The following is a 17310-nucleotide window of genomic DNA, read 5'->3' as shown; positions in this document are numbered from 1 at the left end:
GCCGGCTCAGGCAGCGCGCGCTGTCCCGGAGCCGCTGGTCCCGGCCGGCTCGCCGAACCAGTGGTGCAGCGCTGCGGTGAGCCCGTCGGGATCCGTGCCGCAGGCCCATGCGACGTAGCCGTCGGGCCGGATGAGCAGGGGCGTCGGTATCTCCGGTGACACGGCTCCGGCGGCCACCACGTCGACCCGGTCCCGCCAGCCCTCCGCCAGCCGCGGGAGCTCGCTGTGGTCGGTGGTGTGCACCAGCACGGCACGGCCGGCCCGTTGCAGCGTGGCCAGCCGCACCTGGCCCGCGCCGTCGTACGGCCGCGGACGCTCCAGAAGGAGATCCGGGGCGGCACGGCCGAGGAGATCCGACTCCTCGCTGTCCCCACCGTCCCCGCCGTCCCCGCCCATGGGGTAGATCAGGTCCTTCATCGCGTACACGTCGTGAAGGCGCTGCTTGACCGCGGGATCGGTCATCAGCTCCCGGAAGAACAGCTCGTAGGGGGCGTTGTTGTGCGCGCCGGGGTGCAGCAGCCGGGTCGCGGCCTCCGAGTTGCGCAGTACGCGGGCCGCCACCGGTCGGCGTTCGCTCTCATAGCTGTCGAGCAGCCCCGCCGGAGCGTCACCGCGGACGGCCGCGGCGAGCTTCCAACCGAGGTTGACCGCGTCCTGCAGACCGAGGTTGAGGCCCTGTCCGCCGAAGGGCGGGTGCACATGGGCGGCATCGCCCGCCAGGAACACCCGCCCGCGCCGGTAGCGCTCCGCCAGCCGGCAGTTGCCGGTGAACCGTGCGAGCGAGACCGGGTCGCTCAGGGTGACCTCGACCCCGCTGGTGCGGCGCAGGCTGGCTTCGACCTCGTCGAGGGTCACCTCACGGTGCCGGTCCACGGGCGGGGTGTCGAACTCGACGCTGACGATCCGGCTGGGGCCGAGCGCGTAGGCCGCGATACCGCGGGGGGTTCGGCTCCAGGTCCGCTCCAGGGCGCCCTCGGGCTCGACCGTCACCACCGCCTGATAGCCCGTCACCTCGGGTCCCCCACCGGGAAAGCCGACGCCGAGCGCCTTGCGGACCGCACTGCGGCCGCCGTCGCAGCCCACGACGTACGCGGCGCGGAAAGCGCGGCCGCGGCCGTCGCCGTCGGTGGCGGTCACCACGACAGGCGCGTCGGTCACGTCCGTCGTGTTCGTCGTGTCCGTCGCATCGGTCACGCCGGTCACGCCGGTCACGCTCAGCCCGCGTTCCAGCCTGCCGCCCAGGCGCACCAGGCAGTCGTACAGGACCTCTTCGAGGATCCCGGCGCGGACGGGCAGCATCTCGGGTGCCCTGCCGTGCGGGGCGCGCTCGGTCCGGTACGCCGGTTCGGCCCGGGCGGTGGCCTCCATCAGCGGGTCCAGCAGGCCGCGCCGGTCCAGCGCCTCGATGCTGCGGGCGGTGATGCCGGGTGCGCGCAGCCGCCGGTCGAAGTCGGCCGCCCGCTCGAGAACCAGGACGTCGGTGCCGGCCAGCGCCAGTTCGCAGGCCAGCATCAGCCCCACGGGGCCTGCGCCTACGACGATGACGTCCGCGTCAGGGACGGCGCCTTGGGGTGTGACGGCTTCGGGCATGGTGCGGGGTCTCCTTCCGGCGCGGGAACCGACAGGGACTGGAGCAGCAGGTCGGCCAGGGTCGCGTGGTAGCAGGAACGGAAGAGCGCCGCTTCGTCCGGCCGGGACCGGGAGCGGGTGAGCAGGCGGACCGCCGCCTCGTCCAGGGGGGTGCCGCCGTCGCAGTGGACGGCCAGTTCCTCGCGTCGTACCGCCCATGCGTCCTCGGCGGCCGGGGCGGCGGCCCCGATGCCGCGCAGGGCGATCAGGGTCTCGATCAGCAGGTCCCAGCGGCCGGCGTCCCGGGCGTAGGCACGCAGTCGCTCCAGCAGCGAGACGAACCGGTCCTGTTCGGCGGGGGACAGCGCGAGCGTCGTACGGCCCATGTCGGTGGCGTAGAAGACCGCGTGGGTGACGCGGTAGGCGTCGCGGACGAGGTCCTCGTCCGTCCACTCCCGGCGCAGCACCCGCGTCCGGCACAGCCCCGGCCAGTCCGGCGGCGTGCGCAGCAGACCGGCGGCCTGCAGGGCGTGGAGGACGCCCGGCGAGCCAGGGCGCAGACCGGCGCGAGCCTGGTCGCGCAGGACGCGTTCGCAGTCGTCGTCCCGGTGGCCTGCTGCTCGCAGCCACAGACAGGGCTGCATCAGATAGAGGCCGTCGGCCGGCGCGGCGGTGGCGGCCCTGGCAGCCAGACCGTCGGTGCACGCCGCGACGAGGAACTCCCGCCAGTCGTCGAGTTCCCCGGTCGGGCCGAGCCGTCCGGCGAGATGGAAGTGCACGAGCGCGAGTTCGCTGAGCGGCTTGAGGCGGTCGCGCGAGGCGGTCGGGTCGGACGGCGGGAGGAAGGAGGGCAGCCGGTCACCGACCCATGCCAGTGCGCGGCTCGTCGGACCGGGCCTCACCTACGCTCCTTCCGGGCCCGGCGCACCATGCCGCTCGCAACGAGACGGTCGAGGAGCTGGTGGCGCAGCCGGTGCGCCGTGTCCTCGTCGCCGTCGGGGAGCAGCGGGGCGTACGGGTTCGGGGCGCCCGTCTCCAGTGCGGTCCGCAGGACGTGGCCGGCGCGCTGGGAGAGACGGTGGACGGTGAACTTCCTGGTGTCCAGCAGCACTCCGCAGAAGGGGAGTTCGCGGAAGACGATGTGGTCGGCGAGCCTGAACTCGCGGATCTCGTCGCGTTCTTCGTCGCGTTCCTGGTCGCGTTCCTCGTCACGCATCGTCCAGTCCTTCCAGCCAGCGCTCGATCACGCACAGGCGGGCGATCTCCTCGCCGTTGCGGTGCACCCGGGCCCGGGTGAGGCCGTCGATGAACGTCCGGCTCAGCACGCCCGTCCGGCAGAGCAGGGAGTCGGGGGTCAGCAGCGAACGGCACAGCTCGAAGTTCTGGTTGACGAACACCGCGGACATCGAGTCGATGCGGGCCTGTTGCATGCGATGGCCGATCCCGGCGGGTACCGCCCGGTCGGCGTAGGCGAGCCGCAGGGCGAACTTGTCGACGGTGAGCCCGTGTCCGAAGCCGATGCGGTGCCGGGCGGGCAGGGCCAGGGCGTACTCCACGACGTCCCGGTCCGCGAAGGGCGTACTGATCAACCGGTGTTTGGGCAGGGCGTAGTTGATCCAGGCCGCCTGGAGGTTGGCCGTGCTCAGCGACTGGCCGAGCATGAAGAGCGAGGTGATGCCCTGCGGCAGCCGGCGCGGGGACCAGCCGCCTCGTCGCATCGCCGAGTGCAGGCTGTCGCGGGCCCGGTCGGCGGCGTCGCGCAGCGCCAGGGTGACGCGGGCGCCGGCTTCCTCGGTGAAGCCGACGGGGTGCACGATGGCGTTGCGGTCCGGCAGGGCGGTCGTGGGGTCGCCGCTGAGCAGCCGGTAGAGATAGCGGGCGGTGGCCACGGCCTTGGTGCCCCGCCGAGTGACGCTCCCGGTCGCTTCCGGGGCGCCCGCCGCGAACGACGTCCTCGCGGCGGCCGCGAGCGTCTGCCAGACGGGCTCGCCGGCCACCCGCGGGTCGAGCATCGCGGGGCCCGCCACCGAGAACAGGCCGCGTTGCAGATCATGGGCGAAGATCTGGTCCGCCAGCAGCCCGGACAGGACGAACCGCGCCCCGGCCGCCTCCGCCTGGTCCACGGCCGCCGCGATGCCCTGCAGGGGCACATGGGTCTGCGGCAGCGCGCCGGTGGCGGGGATGTCGACGTAGTCGCCGCCGGCCCGGGTGTGCTTGGACATCTCGTACGGCATCCACGTCAGACCGCAGGCGCGGGCCACCGACTCGGCCGCCTCCCGGTCGGCGTCGAAGCCGGGAAAGCCCTCCAGGGTGAAGTGCAGCCCCATGCCCCGGCCCGGCCCCGAGCCGATCTCGTGGGCGACGGCGGCCGAGTCGATGCCGCCGCTGAGCATGAGCACCGCGTCGGACTCGTGGGCGAGCATCCGGTCGCAGGCCTGGGCGATGCGCTCCCGCAGGCCGTCGGCCGCCTCGTCGATGGTGCGGGGCGGGCTGTCGTACGGCCGGAACTCGTCGAACGTCTCGACCCGGGCGCCCCGGCCGTGCTCCAGTACGAGCGTGCTGCCGGGCGGCAGCCTGCGGACCCCGGCGAACCACGAGCGGTCGTCGGGCATGCCGCGCTCGGCGATGAGCATGGGCAGTACGTCGGTGTCGACGTCGGAGAGCCGGGGCGGGCGGTCGCCCAGCAGTTGGGCCGGGTCGGCGGCCCACAGCAGACTGCCGCCGTCCTGCCGCCAGAACAGCGGCGTCAGGGCGTTCACCGCGCGGTACAGGCTCAACCGCCCGCCGTCCGGGGCGACATGGGCGAGTACGAAGTCACCGCGCAGCCGGCGCACCGCTTCGGGGCCGCGCAGGTCGAGCAACCGCTGCAGCGCGGCGAGGGCGGCACCGGGCTCGCGGTCCGCGTCGAGCAGCAGGAACTCCGGCAGCGCGGAGAGGTCGAGCCAGCCGGTGACCTGCAGCCGGTCGGCGCGCTCCACGCGGGCCGCGTCCAGGGGGGCGCCGTTGTCGTACACGGGGCCCTGGCACAGCAGGGGGCGGCTGTCGGCGGCTGCGGCGCGGACCGTGCCGGGAACGCCGTACGTCGTGGTCGCGTCCAGGAGGGCGCCGCCGGGCACGTGGACCCGGCCCGCCATGCCGAATGCGGTGAGCAGCATGATCAGCCCTCCTGCGGGTAGCGGAGCAGTTCGACGTAGCCGAGGGGCCGCTCCCCGCCGCGGCCGACGAGCGGCAGGTCGCCCAGGGCCGGCCAGGCGTGCAGTTCCTCGCTGCCGTCGGAGTGCTCGATGACCGGGTAGCCGATGACGACCTCCGCGTCGAACCCGAGCCCGCGCAGCGCCGCGCAGACACCGAGCGATTCGTGCAGGCACAGATGGGCTCCCGCGACGGTGCGGGCGAGGCCCTGGATCTGCCAGGCGGCCGCGCGGGCGCAGAAGGCGGTCGCCTCGTCCCGGCCGCCTCGCCACGGCCGGCGCGGGTCGGCCTCGGGCAGCAGCGGCAGGGCGGCCGCCAGGCCACCGCCGCGGAAGGCACGGCCGATCCGCAGGTAGTCCGCGACCGCCCGGGGCAGCTCACGGCCGCGCACCGGAATCTCCGCGGGCACGCGTACGCCACCGAGTGCGGAACGGACCAGGCGACTTCGCAGATCGCGCCGGGTCTCGCGGGGAGATCCGGCGGCCGACCGGAGAGCTGGAATGGCGGAAAGCACGGTCTCCTCTTTCTCGCTCGGCGGGCTGCAATTCGTTTCGCTACAGATGAAACCCGGAAGGGGCCAGGCGTGGCCTTTCCACCGAAGGAAAGGCCACGCCTGGGGTTTCACCGGGACGGAATCACTTCCGCCACCCAAGGAGCGAGGTCGCTCACGGGGTCCAGTCGCCGTCGAACGTGTCGTCGGTCGGACCGCTCCAGCCCATGGTGACCTCGTCGAGCTCGCCGACGAACTCGAAGTCGTCGACCGTGATCTCGATCTTCTCCTGCATGTCGAGCACCTCCTCAATAACTTGTGGACGTGAACATCGGATCCGGACCGGCAGGACCGTTTCCGTGCCTCCACTCTGGCGTACGGAGAGCCGTCGGCGACATTCCGAAGAATCACCAGGTCCCTTTCACCTGGTTTCTTTCCCCTGCTGAATTTCCCTGAGGGGAAATCACCTACAGTCGGATGGCCGCCCCGGCGGTTACTGTGAGCAAAGGAGATGGCGGCCGGGAGGCGGATATGCGTATCACTGACGAGCAGGTGGAAAAACTGCACCGCGACGGCTATGTCCTGGTGGACGACTTCGTTTCCGGGGCGGATCTGGAAAAGGCGCGGGAGGCAACGCTGCGTTATTTCCCGGACAGCGCCGAACGGCTGCGCACGCCCGAGCGGTACGCGACCCTGAAGAGGTCGGCCGGATTCCCGTACGAGCCGCCCGCGCTCAACCACCTGTCGCTCCACCCGGAGTTGATCTCGGGCGTGGAGCGCGTGCTCGGCACCCGGGACGTCCGGCTGGGTGACTCGATCATGCAGGCCAAGTACGGCAGCCGGATCGCGCCCGCCCACACCCAGCAGCTGCACAACGAGGCCTGGGGCCGCAACACGCTGGTCCCGCCCCGGGGGGACGGCGTGTACCAGCGCGTCCTCGCGATCGTCTACCTCTCCGACGTCACCGAGGAGCTCGGGCCCACCTGTGTGGTGCCCAGGAAGCACACCGCCGACGTGCCCCTGCTCTCCTCGGGATACTCCGCCTACAGCCGCGCCGAGTTCCCCTGGCTGTACGAGCTGGAGGAGCCGGTCCCCGCCCGTGCCGGCTCGGTGCTGCTGCTCACGGGGACCACCGTGCACCGGTGCTCCGCGGTGCGCGACGAGAGCGGCCACCGCTTCGCCCTGTACCTCAACTTCCATGCCGCGGACTCGATCTGGCTGGACAAGCAGACCTGGGTGGGCTCCCCCGCCTCGGCCGACGGTCCCGCCCTGTGCCGGTTCATGGCGCAGGCCTCCCCACGCCAGCGTGAGCTGCTGGGCTTCCCCGCGCCCGGCTCGCCGTACTGGAACCGGGAGACCGTGGCCGGGCTGGCGGAGCTGTACCCGGGCATGGACGTCACGCCGTACTCCCGCGCATGAGCGCCACCATGATCGAGGCCCGGCGGGTCGGGCGCACGTTCGGCGAGGTGCGCGCCCTGCACGATGTCAGCCTCCGGGTGCGCGCCGGGTCCGTGCTGGGGCTGCTGGGGCACAACGGTGCGGGCAAGACGACACTGATCAACGTCCTCACCACCGCGCTGCCGCCCACCTCGGGCTCGGCCGTGGTGGCGGGCCACGACGTGGTCCGCCAGGGGCGTCAGGTACGCCGCCGGATCGGTCTGACCGGGCAGTTCGCCGCCGTCGACGACCGGCTGACCGGCCACGCCAACCTGCTGCTCGTGGCACGGCTGCTGGGGGCGAGCCCCCGTGCGGCACGGCGGCGCAGCGAGGAACTCCTCGCCGCCTTCGGGCTCGAGCACGCGGCCCGGCGGCCGGCCCGCACCTACTCCGGCGGTATGCGCCGGCGCCTCGATCTGGCCATCGGGCTGGTGGGCCGGCCGGATGTGCTGTTCCTGGACGAGCCGACCACCGGCCTCGACCCGGCGAGCCGTGTCCAGTTGTGGGAGATCGTCGAGGCACTGGCCGCGGACGGTGTGGCCGTCCTGCTGACGACCCAGTATCTGGAGGAGGCCGACCGGCTCGCGGACAGCATCGTGGTGCTCGACTCCGGTGAGGTGGCCGCGACGGGCACGGCCCGCGAACTCAAGGCGCGCGTCGGCACGCTCACGGTGCAGCTGTCCTTCGCCGGGCCCGGACAGCGGGCGGCCGCCGAGGACGCGCTGCGCCGCTCGGGCCTGCGCCCGGCACCGGGCGCCGACGGGTCGGCCGTCGGCGTACCCGTGGAGTCGTCCGCCGAGGTGCCGGCCGTGGTCCGGGCACTGGACACGGCCGGTGTCGCCCTGGCCGGGCTGGAGTTGAGCTCTCCCACCCTCGACGACGTGTACCTGGCGCTCACCGGGAGCGGGCACCGCTCCTCGGAGGCGGCAGCGCAGGAGCGGCCATGAAGGAGCGTCGATGAAGGAGCGCCCATGAAGGAGCGTCCATGAAGGAGCGCCCATGAAAGCCCTGGTCGACAGCTCGTCGGCGTCGGCGAGTGCCCCCGGCCGCGCCCACGCCGCGGCCGGGCTGCGCGGCTGCGGGGAGCGCTGGCGCGGCAGCGGTCCGGTCACGCAAGTCCTCGTCCTCACCAAGCGCGCGCTGTGGTCCCAGTTCGCCGACCGCCGGGTGCTGGTGATCAAACTCCTCCAGCCGCTGCTGCTGCTCGTGGTGCTCGGCCAGCTCTTCGGCAGCATGGTCGATCCCGCGCTGCTGCCGAGCGGGGTGCCGTACATGGAGTTTCTGCTGCCGGCGTTGCTGGTGACGAGCGGGATCGGTTCGGCGGCCGCCTCGGGTGCCATTCTCAGCCGGGACATGGAGAACGGCGTGATGGCGCGGCTGCGTTCGCTGCCCATCGGCCTGTCCTCGGTCCTGTTCGCCCGCGGCTTCGCCGATCTGCTGCGCTGCTGCGTCCAGATGGTGATCATGACGGTGTTCGCGTGGGCGCTGTTCGGCTACTCGCCGCCCGGCGGGATCCTCGGCACCGCGGCCGCCGTCGCCCTGGCCGGCTTTGTCATCTGGGCGCTGACCTGGGTCTTCCTGGCCCTGAGCTGTTGGCTGCGCAGCCTCGACGCCATGCAGAGCATCGCCGGGGTGGCCACGTTCCCGCTGATGTTCGGGTCGAGCGCGTTCGCCCCGGTGGACGGCATGCCGTTCTGGCTCCAGGTGATCGCCCGTGCCAACCCGCTCAGTTACGCCGTCGACGCCTCGCGAAGCCTCTGCCTGGGCACGCCCGACCTCGGCGGGCTAGGGGGCGCCCTGGCCGCGAGTGCCGGAGTCGCGGCGCTCGGCATCCTGCTGGCGGTGCGGGGGTTCCGGCGGCCGTTGGTGGGCTGACGCGGGGGCCGGCGCATCGGTCTCCTGGGGCAGTACCGAGGGCAGCTCGTGCCGGGACCGGACACCGAGCTTGCGGTACACGTGGCTGAGGTGCCATTCCACGGTCTTGACGGACACGAACAGACCGCGCGCGATCTCCCGGTTGGGCACCCCGGCCCGCGCCAGCTCCGCCACCCGCTGCTCGCTGGGCGTCAGCCGGTTGATGCCGCCGCGCACGGGCCGCGCCCCGAGCACCCGCATCTCCGCCTCGGCCAGCTCCACCAGTGCCCGCGCACCGCACTCCCGGGCGATCTCCCGCCCCTGGGTCAGGGAGCGCCGGGCCGCGGCACGCTGACGCGAGCGGCGCTGCACCGAGCCCAACTGCACCAGGGCAGCCGCCAGTTGGAGCGGCTGCTCGGAGGGCGACAGCAGCGCCACGGCTCGCTGCAGTTCCTCCAGCCCGTGACTGCCGCCGCCGAGCGCGCCGTCCACCCGGTGGACCAGCGCCAACGGCACGGGCGCGCCGAGTTCCTGCGCGGACTCCGTCTCCCGCCGGATCATGGCCCGTGCCTCGTCCTCGCGGCCCGCCACGATCAGGGCCAGCGCGACATGGTGCCACGCTCCGGTCACCCGCAGCCCCAGCCGCCCGTCGGACGTCAGCCAGCGGGCGTGCCGCCAGATGTCCAGCGCCTCGTCGAGCCGCCCCAGTTCGGCACAGAGCCGGGCCCGCGCCTCCCACAGCGGGGCGAAGAGCAGCTGCTCGGGCGGCTTCCCCGACGGCACGCTGTCCCGCAGCACCCGCCCCGCCGCCTCCCGGTCGCCCCGCTCCAGCAGGACGTGCCCCAGCACGGACGCGGCCAGCGGGACCCCCAGTCCGGGCGGCCGGTCATCGGCCCGTAAGTCGAGCACGGCACGGGCGTATCGCTCCGCGTCGTCCAGTTCGCCCAGCCCGTACGCCAGCATGGCCTGCAGCCCCACGGAGTCCGACTGGTGTTCCGCTGCGCGGGTGTCGGTGCTGTGGGGCAGGGTGTCCAGGAGCAGGCCGCGCGCCTCGGAGAGCCGGCCGGTGCACGCCAGGACGCAGACAACGAGGTGGACGGCGGGGAGTCCGGTCAGCCCGTCGGGCGCGAACTCGGTGATCCGCAGCATGCTGTTGATCTGCCGGACCAGGGTGCTCGCGGTGGCTCCGTGGTCCCGGTCGACCACCAGGCGCAGGGCCCGCAGCAGCGTCGCCTCCGGTCCGCCGGCGGTGCGCGCGGGGTACCGGGAGTGGACGAGGGCGCGGGCGTCGGCACGGGTGCCCACGCTGGCCAGCGAGACCAGGGCCGTGATGGCGTCGAGCCGGGTGCGCAGCCGCTCCTCGCCGCTGGGCAGCGAGCACGACAGCTCTCTGAGCAGGGCAAGCGCGGCCGGATGCCGGTGCTCCCGGGTCAGGGCTCGCGCATAGTGCAGGCCCGTGGCCACCCGTGTCGTGGCGGTGGGCGCCTTCTCCATGGCCTGGCGCAGATGGGGGAGCGCCTCGGGGCTCTCGGCGGCCAGTGCCGCGGCTCCGAGTTCGGTGAGCAGGTCGTACTCCCTTGTGGTGGGGGCCTGTTCGCGCAGAGCGCGCCTGAGCAGCTGGACCGACTTGTCCGCGCGGCCGTCCGCCAGGGTCTGGCGCGCGGCGCCGCGCAGCACCGACTCGGCCCACGCGTCGGCCGCGGGCGGGGTGTGCAGGAGGTGCTCGGCGACCGCGGAGACGGGGGCGTTGCGGGCCGCGAGCGCCCCGGCGGCGGCCCGGTGGGCGCGCTCCCGCGAGGCCGGCGAGGTCAGGGCGGCCACCGCGGTGCGCAACAGGGGCTGGGCGAGCCGCAGGTGCTCCCCGTCCCGCAGCAGGCCGGCGGCGACGGCTTCCGTGGCGGCTTCGTGTGCCGCTTCTGCCGTGAGGTCCGCGGCCTGGGCGGCCTCGTCGACGGTGGCGCCGGTCGCGTCGAAGACCGCCACTGCCTCGACCGTGCGGGCCGCCTCCGGGGTGAGGCTCGCCAGTCTGAGCCGGCTCTGCCGTACGACGCTGCGGGGCAGGGTCGTACGGAGGTCGCCGATGCGCGCCGCGTTGGGCCGCAGCCCCTGGTCGACGGCTTCGGCGCACAGTGCGTGGAGCAGGAACGGATTGCCCCCGGTCAGTTCGTGGCAGACGGCCGTGAAGCCGTCCTCCGCCGCCCCGGCCCAGTGGCTGCGCACGACGGCCCCGGTCGCCGCCTCGGTCAGCGGCGCCAGCCACAGCGGGACGGTGGAGCCCAGTCGTGCCAGCAGGTCGGCGGTCCGTCTGGCCGGTCCGTCCTGGTCGGGTGCGGTCGTGGTGACGGCGAGCAGCACGGGCCGGTCGTCCAGGCGGTTGGCGAGGTGGGACAGGAACTGCAGCGAGGGCTCGTCGGCCCACTGCATGTCGTCGACCAGCAGGGCCAGCGGGGCCCGTGCGGCGAGCCGGACCGCGAGCCGGTGCAGTATCCGGGCCATCGCCCGGCCCTCCGCCTGCGTGGGCGGCTTCCTGAGCGGATCGAGCAGGGGCCGGGCCTCGTCGGTTCCCGGCTGCTCGGTCTCGTCGAGCAGCGCCTCGAAGAGCTGCAGGCACAGTCCGTACGGCACACCGCGTTCCTCGGTGCTTCCGCGGGCGGTCAGGACCCGCAGTCCGGCGTCCCGCGCGCTCTCGCCCACGCCGCCGAGCACGGCGGACCGGCCGGATCCGGGTTCTCCCTCGACGAGCAGCACCCGTCCGCGCCCTGACACGACGTCTGCCAGGGCGCTCCGTATCCGTTCTCCTTCCCGTTGTCTCTCCGCAAGGCCGAACCAGCCGCTTTGCACACGCTCCCCCGTTCCGATCCCCGTTCATTGATCATTTCGTGTGTGAGCGCACCACGCACTTCGCCTTTCGTTCACCTGTCACCCGTCGCACTTCATCCTTTTCCGAAGCATTAAATAGCGGTTTATTCACGGCAATTCGACCCCCGGCTTCCCCCCAAAACGCCCCTCGGCGGCCTGGGTCCCCCCGGGACTCCCCCGGCGCGCGACGGCCCGATACACGTCAGGATCTTGTGCGGCCGCAACTTCGCAGTTTGGGCCTTGCATGTGCAGCCCCACCGAAACCGGAGAGGCAGATCACGTTGAGCACGCCAGCAGCACAGCACGGAGGACCTGGCCGGCAGAACGACACCATGCGACTCAGCAGACGGCAGGCCGAGATCGTCGCCCTCGTCGCCGAGGGCTACTCCGGAAAGGAGATCGCCCGGATCCTCCGGATGTCGCCCAAGACTGTGGAATCCCACATGCAGCGTCTCTTCGACCGATACGGCGTCCGCAGCCGCGCGGGCATCGTCGCCAAGTGGCTGACGAACTGCGCGTAGCAGCACCGGCGTCGGCGGGGCGGGCCGTGCCCGTCCCGCCGAGCCCCGTTCAGCTCACGCCCAGCAAGCTCGCCAGCTGCCCGTAGCCCTGGTCCCAGCCCCACTCCTGACGCACCCGTTCGCGCCCCTTGCGGCCCATCTCCTGGGCGAGTGAGGCGTCGTCCAGGAGCGCCGTCAGCCGGTCCGCGAGCACTCGTACGTCATGGCCGTCGACCAGGAACCCCGTCTCCCCGTCCCGCACCGTGTCCGGTGCGCCGCCCGAGTCGCCGACGACGATCGGCAGTCCCGCCGCGGCGGCCTCCAGGAAGACGATCCCGAGACCCTCCACCTCCATGCCCGCCCGGCGGGTACGGCACGGCATGGCGAACACCTGGGCGGCGGCGTAGAAGTCGGGCATCTCCTCGTGCGGATGTCCGCCCGCGAAGAGCACGGAGCCGGTCAGCCCCTGCTCGGCCACGAGCCGGCGCAGGGCACGGTCGTACGGGCCGTCGCCGACCAGGAGCAGGGCCGCGTCGGGGACGGTGCGGTGCACCAGGCGCAGCGCACGTACGAGGGTGTCCTGGCCCTTGCGGGGGATCAGCCGTGCCGCGCACAGCACGACGGGCCGGCTGCCGAGACCGTACGCCTGGCGCACCCGGGCCGCGCCGTCCGCGGAGCCGTGGAAGGCGTCCGGGTCGACGCCGGGGGCCAGTCGCCGCATGCGTGCCGCCGCCTCGGGGCCGACGGCGGCGGCGATCCGCGCCCTGGTGTACGCGCCGAGGTGGGTGACGCAGTCCACCCTGGCACCGATGCGGCGCAGCATCCCCCGGGCGCCGGGTGTGCGCGCCCACCACACCTCGTGCCCGTGTGTCGTGGCGACCAGCCGCTCGACGTCCGTACGGCGGCGCAGCTCGTCGGCCATCAGCCCGAGCGGGGCCGCGGCCCCGAACCAGACGCTGTCGCAGTCGAACTGGCGGGCCAGCCCCACCGCCCGGGTCGTGATCCGCCGGGTCGGCAGCAGCATGCGGGTGCGGTCCCGGATCACGGGGAACGGCAGCCGGGCGTCGTGGGCGAGGTGGCCCGGGGTGGAGGAGGTGTAGACGACGACGCGGTCGGGCGGGAAGCGGACCGTCATGGCGTGGACGAAGGTCTCGATACCGCCCTGGCGGGGTGGGAAGTCGTTGGTGACGACGAGCGTGCGCGGCATGGTCGGTCAGTCCTCCAGCGGCTTCACGGTGAACAGGTAGTTGCGGTGTGCCGTGGTGACCCGGTCCACGGGGCGCCAGTCGCCGTCCCGCCACAGGAACATCGAGTAGCCCGCGCGGCGCAGCTCGTCGGCCAGTGCGTCGGCGTCGGCGCCGTACTTGGCCAGGTGCCGCTGCTCGATCTCCAGCAGCAGCGTGGGACGGTCGCGCAGCAGCGTCCGGGCCGCCCCGGCCAGCACCAGCGGTTCCGCCCCCTCGACGTCCGCCTTGATGAAGTCGACGCGGGGCAGGGCGGCCGCCGTCACCATCGCGTCCACGGTGCTGACGCGCACGTTCAGCCGCCGCTCCCCCGCGAACTCGCTGTTGGGGCCGAGCCCTTGGGCCCCGTCGGTGACGAACGCCCGCCCGTGCACGGGAAGTCCACGGCGGTATGGCAGGCTCATGACCGCCCTGTCCTTCGGGTGGGCGCCGAGCGCGACGCGGTGCGCACGCGCCCGGCCGCGGCTCAGCAGGCGGATACCGGCGCCGAGAACGCGGTACGGGCCGGGCAGCGGCTCGAAGCTGTGCACGCTGCCCTTCGGGCCGGCCACGCACGACAGGGCGTAGGTGTAGAGCCCGTACTCCGCGCCGACGTCGAGGCAGATGTCGCCCTCGCCCACCACCTTGTGGAGACCGTCGATCTCGTCCTCCACGAAGGAGAAGCGGCGGCTGAGGGTGCGCAGCAGGGAGTAGGTCCGGCCTACGCGGCGTTCGGCGGGCCGGGGCGGGGCGAGTCGGGTGGGCATGGCGGCTCCTGACGGGGCCGGGCGCCGGCCGGCCGACACGAGGCGGAACCAGCCGAGCAGCACCAGCGGGTAGACGAGGTATCCGAAGCGGGTCGCCGGGATCAGGCACATGGCGAGACCGAGCCCCAGCGCGAGCCGGTCCGCCGCGGCGACGGTGGTGCGCGGCGGCCGGGTGGCGAGCGACACGGCCACCGCGGCCGCGCTCACCACGAGCGCCACGACCGCGAGGACGAAGCCCCCCGGCACATGACGGGCCAGGAGGTGACCGGGCAGCGGGCTGGTCGCCGGGGAGCCGGTCCCGCCCTCGCCGAGCGGGAACAGGAGCAGATGCTCGGCGAAGGTCCGCGGGTCGGCCAGGGCGATGGGGAGCACCGCGAGCGCGGCCAGCGTCAGTGCCGTCGCGGCGGCGCGCAGCACGGCCCGGCGCCCGGCGGTGACCGCGAGCAGGGCCAGCCCCACGGGCAGCAGCGGCCAGGCGGTCCACTTCAACGCCGCCGCCGCGCCCAGCGCGAGCCCCGCGCCCACCCCCGAGCCACCTCGCCCGGCGAGGGCAAGGGCAAGGCACATCAGCCCGATGACCGGCAGATCAACACCACCGACGGCAAGCGGCAACGCGACCACGGGCGCGGCGGCGAGCCACAGCAGGGCGTTTGCGGCGGGGACGGCGCCTGCGCGCACGCCGCGAGGGCCGAGGGCCACCACGGCGGCGAGCGCCATGGCGCCGAGGAACACGGCGGCGAACCAGAGCCGGGCGTCCCCGAGCGGGCTCTCGCCGAGAACGGCTCGCGGCAGTCCGAAGAGTGCCGTACCGGGCAAGTACGGGTTGTAGTCCCGCAGTTCCGCTGGATCCGGCACGTAAGGGCTGCCGGAGTCCAGCAGCAGGGCGCCGGAGCGTTCGACGACCTCGACCTCCATCTGGCGCGCCCCGTGGGCGACCAGGAACAGCACAGGCACGAGGACCGACCCGGTCACCGCGGCGGCCGCACTCGGCCGGCCCCAGGGTCGCGAGGCCCGATGGGCGACGATCGCGGCCGTGCCGTACCCGACGGCCGCGCAGGCACCCCACACCTGATGGGGAGCCAGGTCCGAGCGCAGCCAGAGCAGCAGCGCGAACCCGCAGCAGAGCGCCCACAAAACCGTCTCCCAGCGGACGGCGGACGCCGATGAGGCCGTTGGGGCCGTTGAGACCGATGGGGCCGACGGGGCAGCAGCCGTGCGTGGCGCCGGCGGAGCCGGTACCGCGGGCCGTACGGACACCGGCAAGGACGCCTGCGACACCACCGTTCCCCGCGACAGCCCGTGCATCCCTACCCCCTGGTCAGCGACGTGTCCTGGCGGTCAAGTCTTCGCAAGGGGCGGCCCGCAATCGTCACACCGGAATGCGATCCTCGGCGTCAACCCGTGGTACTCGTCCGGCCGTTGGGTCAACCCGTACGGTGACGCGGTCCGGGCCGGTCCGGCCGACAATGTGGGGATGCGTCAGTCGTCGCTCCGGCCCACCGCCTGGCCCCGCTCCCCCCGCTACCCGTACGTCAGCGGCGGGCTGCTGGCCCTGCTGGCCGCCGCCGAGGTCCTGAACGGCCGGATCACCTCCGCCACCGTCCTGGCCACGCTGCCCTTCGTGGTGCTGCCGCTGCTGTGGCGGCGGCTGGAACCCCGCACCGGGCTCCTGGTCGTGCCCGCCGCCCTGCTGAACTTCCTCTTCCGCCCGGAACTGCTGCTGGCGGTTGCGGTGGCCGGCGTCATGGGCCTCTACACGCTCGCGCGGCACCGCGTCCTGCATCCCGCCCTGCTCATCACGGCCGGCATCACCGGATCGGTGCTGGTCAACGTGGGCCATGTGGTGACGGGCGTGTACGACCTCGGGGGCAGGGCGCCCGCTGTCGGCGCCGACGGCTCGATGTCGTACTTCACCGAGTCGTTCGTCCTGGCCGTGGGTGTGGTGGCCACCGTCGGCGTGGCGGACGCCTTCCGCAGCCGGGAGGAGACCCTGCAGGCGCGTGAGGCAGCTCAGCGCGAGCTGATCGCCATGGAGCGCCGGCACGCCGCCGCAGCCGAACGGGCCGCCATAGCACGGGAGTTGCACGACGTGGTGGCCCACGCGGTGTCCGTGATCGCCGTCCAGGCGGAGAGCGCGACCTACACCACGCCCGATCTGTCCCCGGCCGCCCGCGAGGGTTTTCAGCAGATCGCCGGGTCCGCCCGGTCGGCGATGGCCGAACTGCGCCAACTGCTCAGCGTGTTGCGCGCGAACGACCCCGGGGGCGAGGAGTCGGCGCCGATCGCGCCGCAGCCGACGCTCGACTCCCTCGACGCCCTGCTGGACGCACACCGCTCCGGGGGCGGCGAGGTCGAACTGCACACCGAGGGGACGCGCCCGGCAGCTCTGCCGCCGTCGGTCGAACTGACCGTGTACCGGATCGTGCAGGAAGCCCTGACCAACGCCCGCCGGCACGCCCCGGGCGCCAAGGTCCGGGTACGGCTGGAATTCAGCCCGTCCCAGGTGCGGTTGCGCGTCGTGGACGACGGACCAGGGCCGGATCCGGAGCCGAAGCCCGCCGAACCGGGCTCCGGGGGGCACGGGTTGAGCGGTATGCGGGAGCGTGCGAGCCTGCTCGGTGGACGGCTGACCTGCGGGGCGGCCGGTCCCGGGGGCGGCTTCCTGGTCGACGCCGAACTCCCGGCACGGGCGAGCGCCAGGAGTCTTGCGGAGGGTGTGGGCGAGTGACGGTGACGGAACCGATCCGGGCGATAGTCGCCGACGACCAGACGGTGGTGCGGACCGCCTTCGTGAACCTGCTGTCCACCCAGGACGACATCGACATCGTCGGCGAGGCGGAGAACGGCGAACAGGCCATCGCCCTGGCCCTGGAACACCGGCCCGACGTGGCGCTGCTGGACATCCGCATGCCGAAGCTGGACGGCATCCAGGCCGCGCGCGCCATCCTCCGGGAGACCGACGGGCGCACCAGGGCGCTGATGCTCACCACCTTCGACCTCGACCGGTACGTCTTCGACGCGCTCGCGGCCGGGGCCAGCGGCTTCCTGCTGAAGGACGCCACCTTTCCGGAACTGCTGCACGCGGTACGGGTCGTGGCGGCCGGTGACGCGATGCTGGCGCCCGGCATCACGCGACGGCTGATCGCCGAGTTCGCCCAGCGGCGCCCGCCCGAGGTGCCCGAGGCGCTCCTCGACCGGCTCACCGCGCGCGAGTCGGAGGTGCTGCTGCTGATCGCCCAGGGGCTGTCCAACACCGACATCGCCGAACGCCTGACCATCACCGACCACACCGTCAAGACCCACATCAACCGGCTCTTCACCAAACTCGGCCTGCGCGACCGCGCCCAGGCGGTGATCGTCGCGTACGAGGCCGGCCTGGTGAAGCCGGGGGACACCGGCTCGGGAGCTGCCTGGTGAGG

General features: G+C 73.3%; 14 protein-coding genes. 6 read left to right on the top strand and 8 right to left on the bottom strand.

Annotation, left to right across the window (positions count from 1 at the left end):
- Positions 1-6 precede the first annotated feature (6 nt).
- The 5 genes from PBV52_RS25025 to PBV52_RS25005 are packed head-to-tail and all read right to left on the bottom strand — an operon-like array spanning position 7 to position 5170.
- Positions 7-1590 (bottom strand): FAD-dependent monooxygenase, encoded by a 1584-nt coding sequence (locus tag PBV52_RS25025; protein ID WP_274241237.1) that lies wholly within the window; start codon positions 1588-1590, stop codon positions 7-9.
- Positions 1533-2471, bottom strand: a complete 939-nt coding sequence (locus PBV52_RS25020) for a hypothetical protein (RefSeq protein WP_274241234.1) — start codon at positions 2469-2471, stop codon at positions 1533-1535. Before PBV52_RS25020 ends, PBV52_RS25025 begins: the two co-directional genes overlap by 58 nt.
- On the bottom strand, positions 2468-2785 hold the full coding sequence (gene adfB, locus PBV52_RS25015; RefSeq protein WP_274241233.1) for an actinodefensin-associated protein B: 318 nt from the start codon (positions 2783-2785) through the stop codon (positions 2468-2470). The genes PBV52_RS25020 and adfB overlap by 4 nt, the downstream gene beginning before the upstream one ends.
- Positions 2778-4724: an asparagine synthase-related protein gene (locus PBV52_RS25010; RefSeq protein WP_274241232.1), complete on the bottom strand. Its 1947-nt coding sequence runs from the start codon at positions 4722-4724 to the stop codon at positions 2778-2780. Before PBV52_RS25010 ends, adfB begins: the two co-directional genes overlap by 8 nt.
- A 2-nt stretch (positions 4725-4726) precedes the next feature.
- A complete protein-coding gene (locus PBV52_RS25005; RefSeq protein WP_274241231.1) occupies positions 4727-5170 on the bottom strand; it encodes a lasso peptide biosynthesis protein in 444 nt (147 codons plus the stop codon).
- Positions 5171-5782: 612 nt separating this feature from the next.
- Between PBV52_RS25005 and PBV52_RS25000 the strand changes: the two genes are divergently transcribed.
- The 3 genes from PBV52_RS25000 to PBV52_RS24990 are packed head-to-tail and all read left to right on the top strand — an operon-like array spanning position 5783 to position 8563.
- On the top strand, positions 5783-6670 hold the full coding sequence (locus tag PBV52_RS25000; RefSeq protein WP_274241230.1) for a phytanoyl-CoA dioxygenase family protein: 888 nt from the start codon (positions 5783-5785) through the stop codon (positions 6668-6670).
- On the top strand, positions 6667-7635 hold the full coding sequence (locus PBV52_RS24995; RefSeq protein ID WP_274241229.1) for an ATP-binding cassette domain-containing protein: 969 nt from the start codon (positions 6667-6669) through the stop codon (positions 7633-7635). Before PBV52_RS25000 ends, PBV52_RS24995 begins: the two co-directional genes overlap by 4 nt.
- A 52-nt stretch (positions 7636-7687) precedes the next feature.
- Positions 7688-8563: an ABC transporter permease gene (locus tag PBV52_RS24990; protein WP_274241228.1), complete on the top strand. Its 876-nt coding sequence runs from the start codon at positions 7688-7690 to the stop codon at positions 8561-8563.
- On the opposite strand, the gene PBV52_RS24985 is transcribed toward PBV52_RS24990, so the two are convergent.
- Positions 8474-11383: an AAA family ATPase gene (locus PBV52_RS24985; RefSeq protein WP_274241227.1), complete on the bottom strand. Its 2910-nt coding sequence runs from the start codon at positions 11381-11383 to the stop codon at positions 8474-8476. The two genes, PBV52_RS24990 and PBV52_RS24985, sit on opposite strands and share 90 nt — an antisense overlap.
- 350 nt (positions 11384-11733) lie before the next feature.
- Between PBV52_RS24985 and PBV52_RS24980 the strand changes: the two genes are divergently transcribed.
- Positions 11734-11922, top strand: a complete 189-nt coding sequence (locus PBV52_RS24980; RefSeq protein WP_274241226.1) for a response regulator transcription factor — start codon at positions 11734-11736, stop codon at positions 11920-11922.
- Between the two features lie 49 nt (positions 11923-11971).
- Here PBV52_RS24980 and PBV52_RS24975 read toward each other — a convergent pair whose 3' ends face one another.
- Complete coding sequence (locus PBV52_RS24975; RefSeq protein ID WP_274241225.1) at positions 11972-13108, bottom strand: glycosyltransferase family 4 protein; 1137 nt, start codon at positions 13106-13108, stop codon at positions 11972-11974.
- Positions 13109-13114: 6 nt separating this feature from the next.
- Positions 13115-15025 carry an FkbM family methyltransferase gene (locus PBV52_RS51790; protein WP_373921901.1) on the bottom strand — a complete coding sequence of 637 codons (1911 nt, stop codon included), beginning with the start codon at positions 15023-15025 and terminating at the stop codon, positions 13115-13117.
- A gap of 340 nt (positions 15026-15365) precedes the next feature.
- Here PBV52_RS51790 and PBV52_RS24960 point away from each other — a divergent pair, with 340 nt between their 5' ends.
- Both PBV52_RS24960 and PBV52_RS24955 read left to right on the top strand, forming a co-directional pair.
- Positions 15366-16619: a sensor histidine kinase gene (locus PBV52_RS24960; protein ID WP_274241223.1), complete on the top strand. Its 1254-nt coding sequence runs from the start codon at positions 15366-15368 to the stop codon at positions 16617-16619.
- Positions 16616-17308 (top strand): response regulator transcription factor, encoded by a 693-nt coding sequence (locus PBV52_RS24955; protein ID WP_274241222.1) that lies wholly within the window; start codon positions 16616-16618, stop codon positions 17306-17308. Before PBV52_RS24960 ends, PBV52_RS24955 begins: the two co-directional genes overlap by 4 nt.
- Positions 17309-17310: the final 2 nt, after the last annotated feature.

This window comes from Streptomyces sp. T12 (assembly GCF_028736035.1).
Taxonomy (GTDB): Bacteria; Actinomycetota; Actinomycetes; order Streptomycetales; family Streptomycetaceae; genus Streptomyces.
The sequence above is the reverse complement of the archived record's forward strand: the minus strand, read 5'-3'. Positions and strand labels throughout refer to the sequence as shown.

Bases quoted from the DNA above. Each gene is read 5' to 3' on its own strand.
- PBV52_RS25025 (WP_274241237.1), bottom strand. From the start codon at position 1,590: ATGCCCGAAGCCGTCACACCCCAAGGCGCCGTCCCTGACGCGGACGTC.
- adfB (WP_274241233.1), bottom strand. From the start codon at position 2,785: ATGCGTGACGAGGAACGCGACCAGGAACGCGACGAAGAACGCGACGAG.
- PBV52_RS25010 (WP_274241232.1), bottom strand. From the start codon at position 4,724: ATGCTGCTCACCGCATTCGGCATGGCGGGCCGGGTCCACGTGCCCGGC.
- PBV52_RS25000 (WP_274241230.1), top strand. From the start codon at position 5,783: ATGCGTATCACTGACGAGCAGGTGGAAAAACTGCACCGCGACGGCTAT.
- PBV52_RS24995 (WP_274241229.1), top strand. From the start codon at position 6,667: ATGAGCGCCACCATGATCGAGGCCCGGCGGGTCGGGCGCACGTTCGGC.
- PBV52_RS24990 (WP_274241228.1), top strand. From the start codon at position 7,688: ATGAAAGCCCTGGTCGACAGCTCGTCGGCGTCGGCGAGTGCCCCCGGC.
- PBV52_RS24980 (WP_274241226.1), top strand. From the start codon at position 11,734: ATGCGACTCAGCAGACGGCAGGCCGAGATCGTCGCCCTCGTCGCCGAG.
- PBV52_RS24975 (WP_274241225.1), bottom strand. From the start codon at position 13,108: ATGCCGCGCACGCTCGTCGTCACCAACGACTTCCCACCCCGCCAGGGC.
- PBV52_RS24960 (WP_274241223.1), top strand. From the start codon at position 15,366: ATGCGTCAGTCGTCGCTCCGGCCCACCGCCTGGCCCCGCTCCCCCCGC.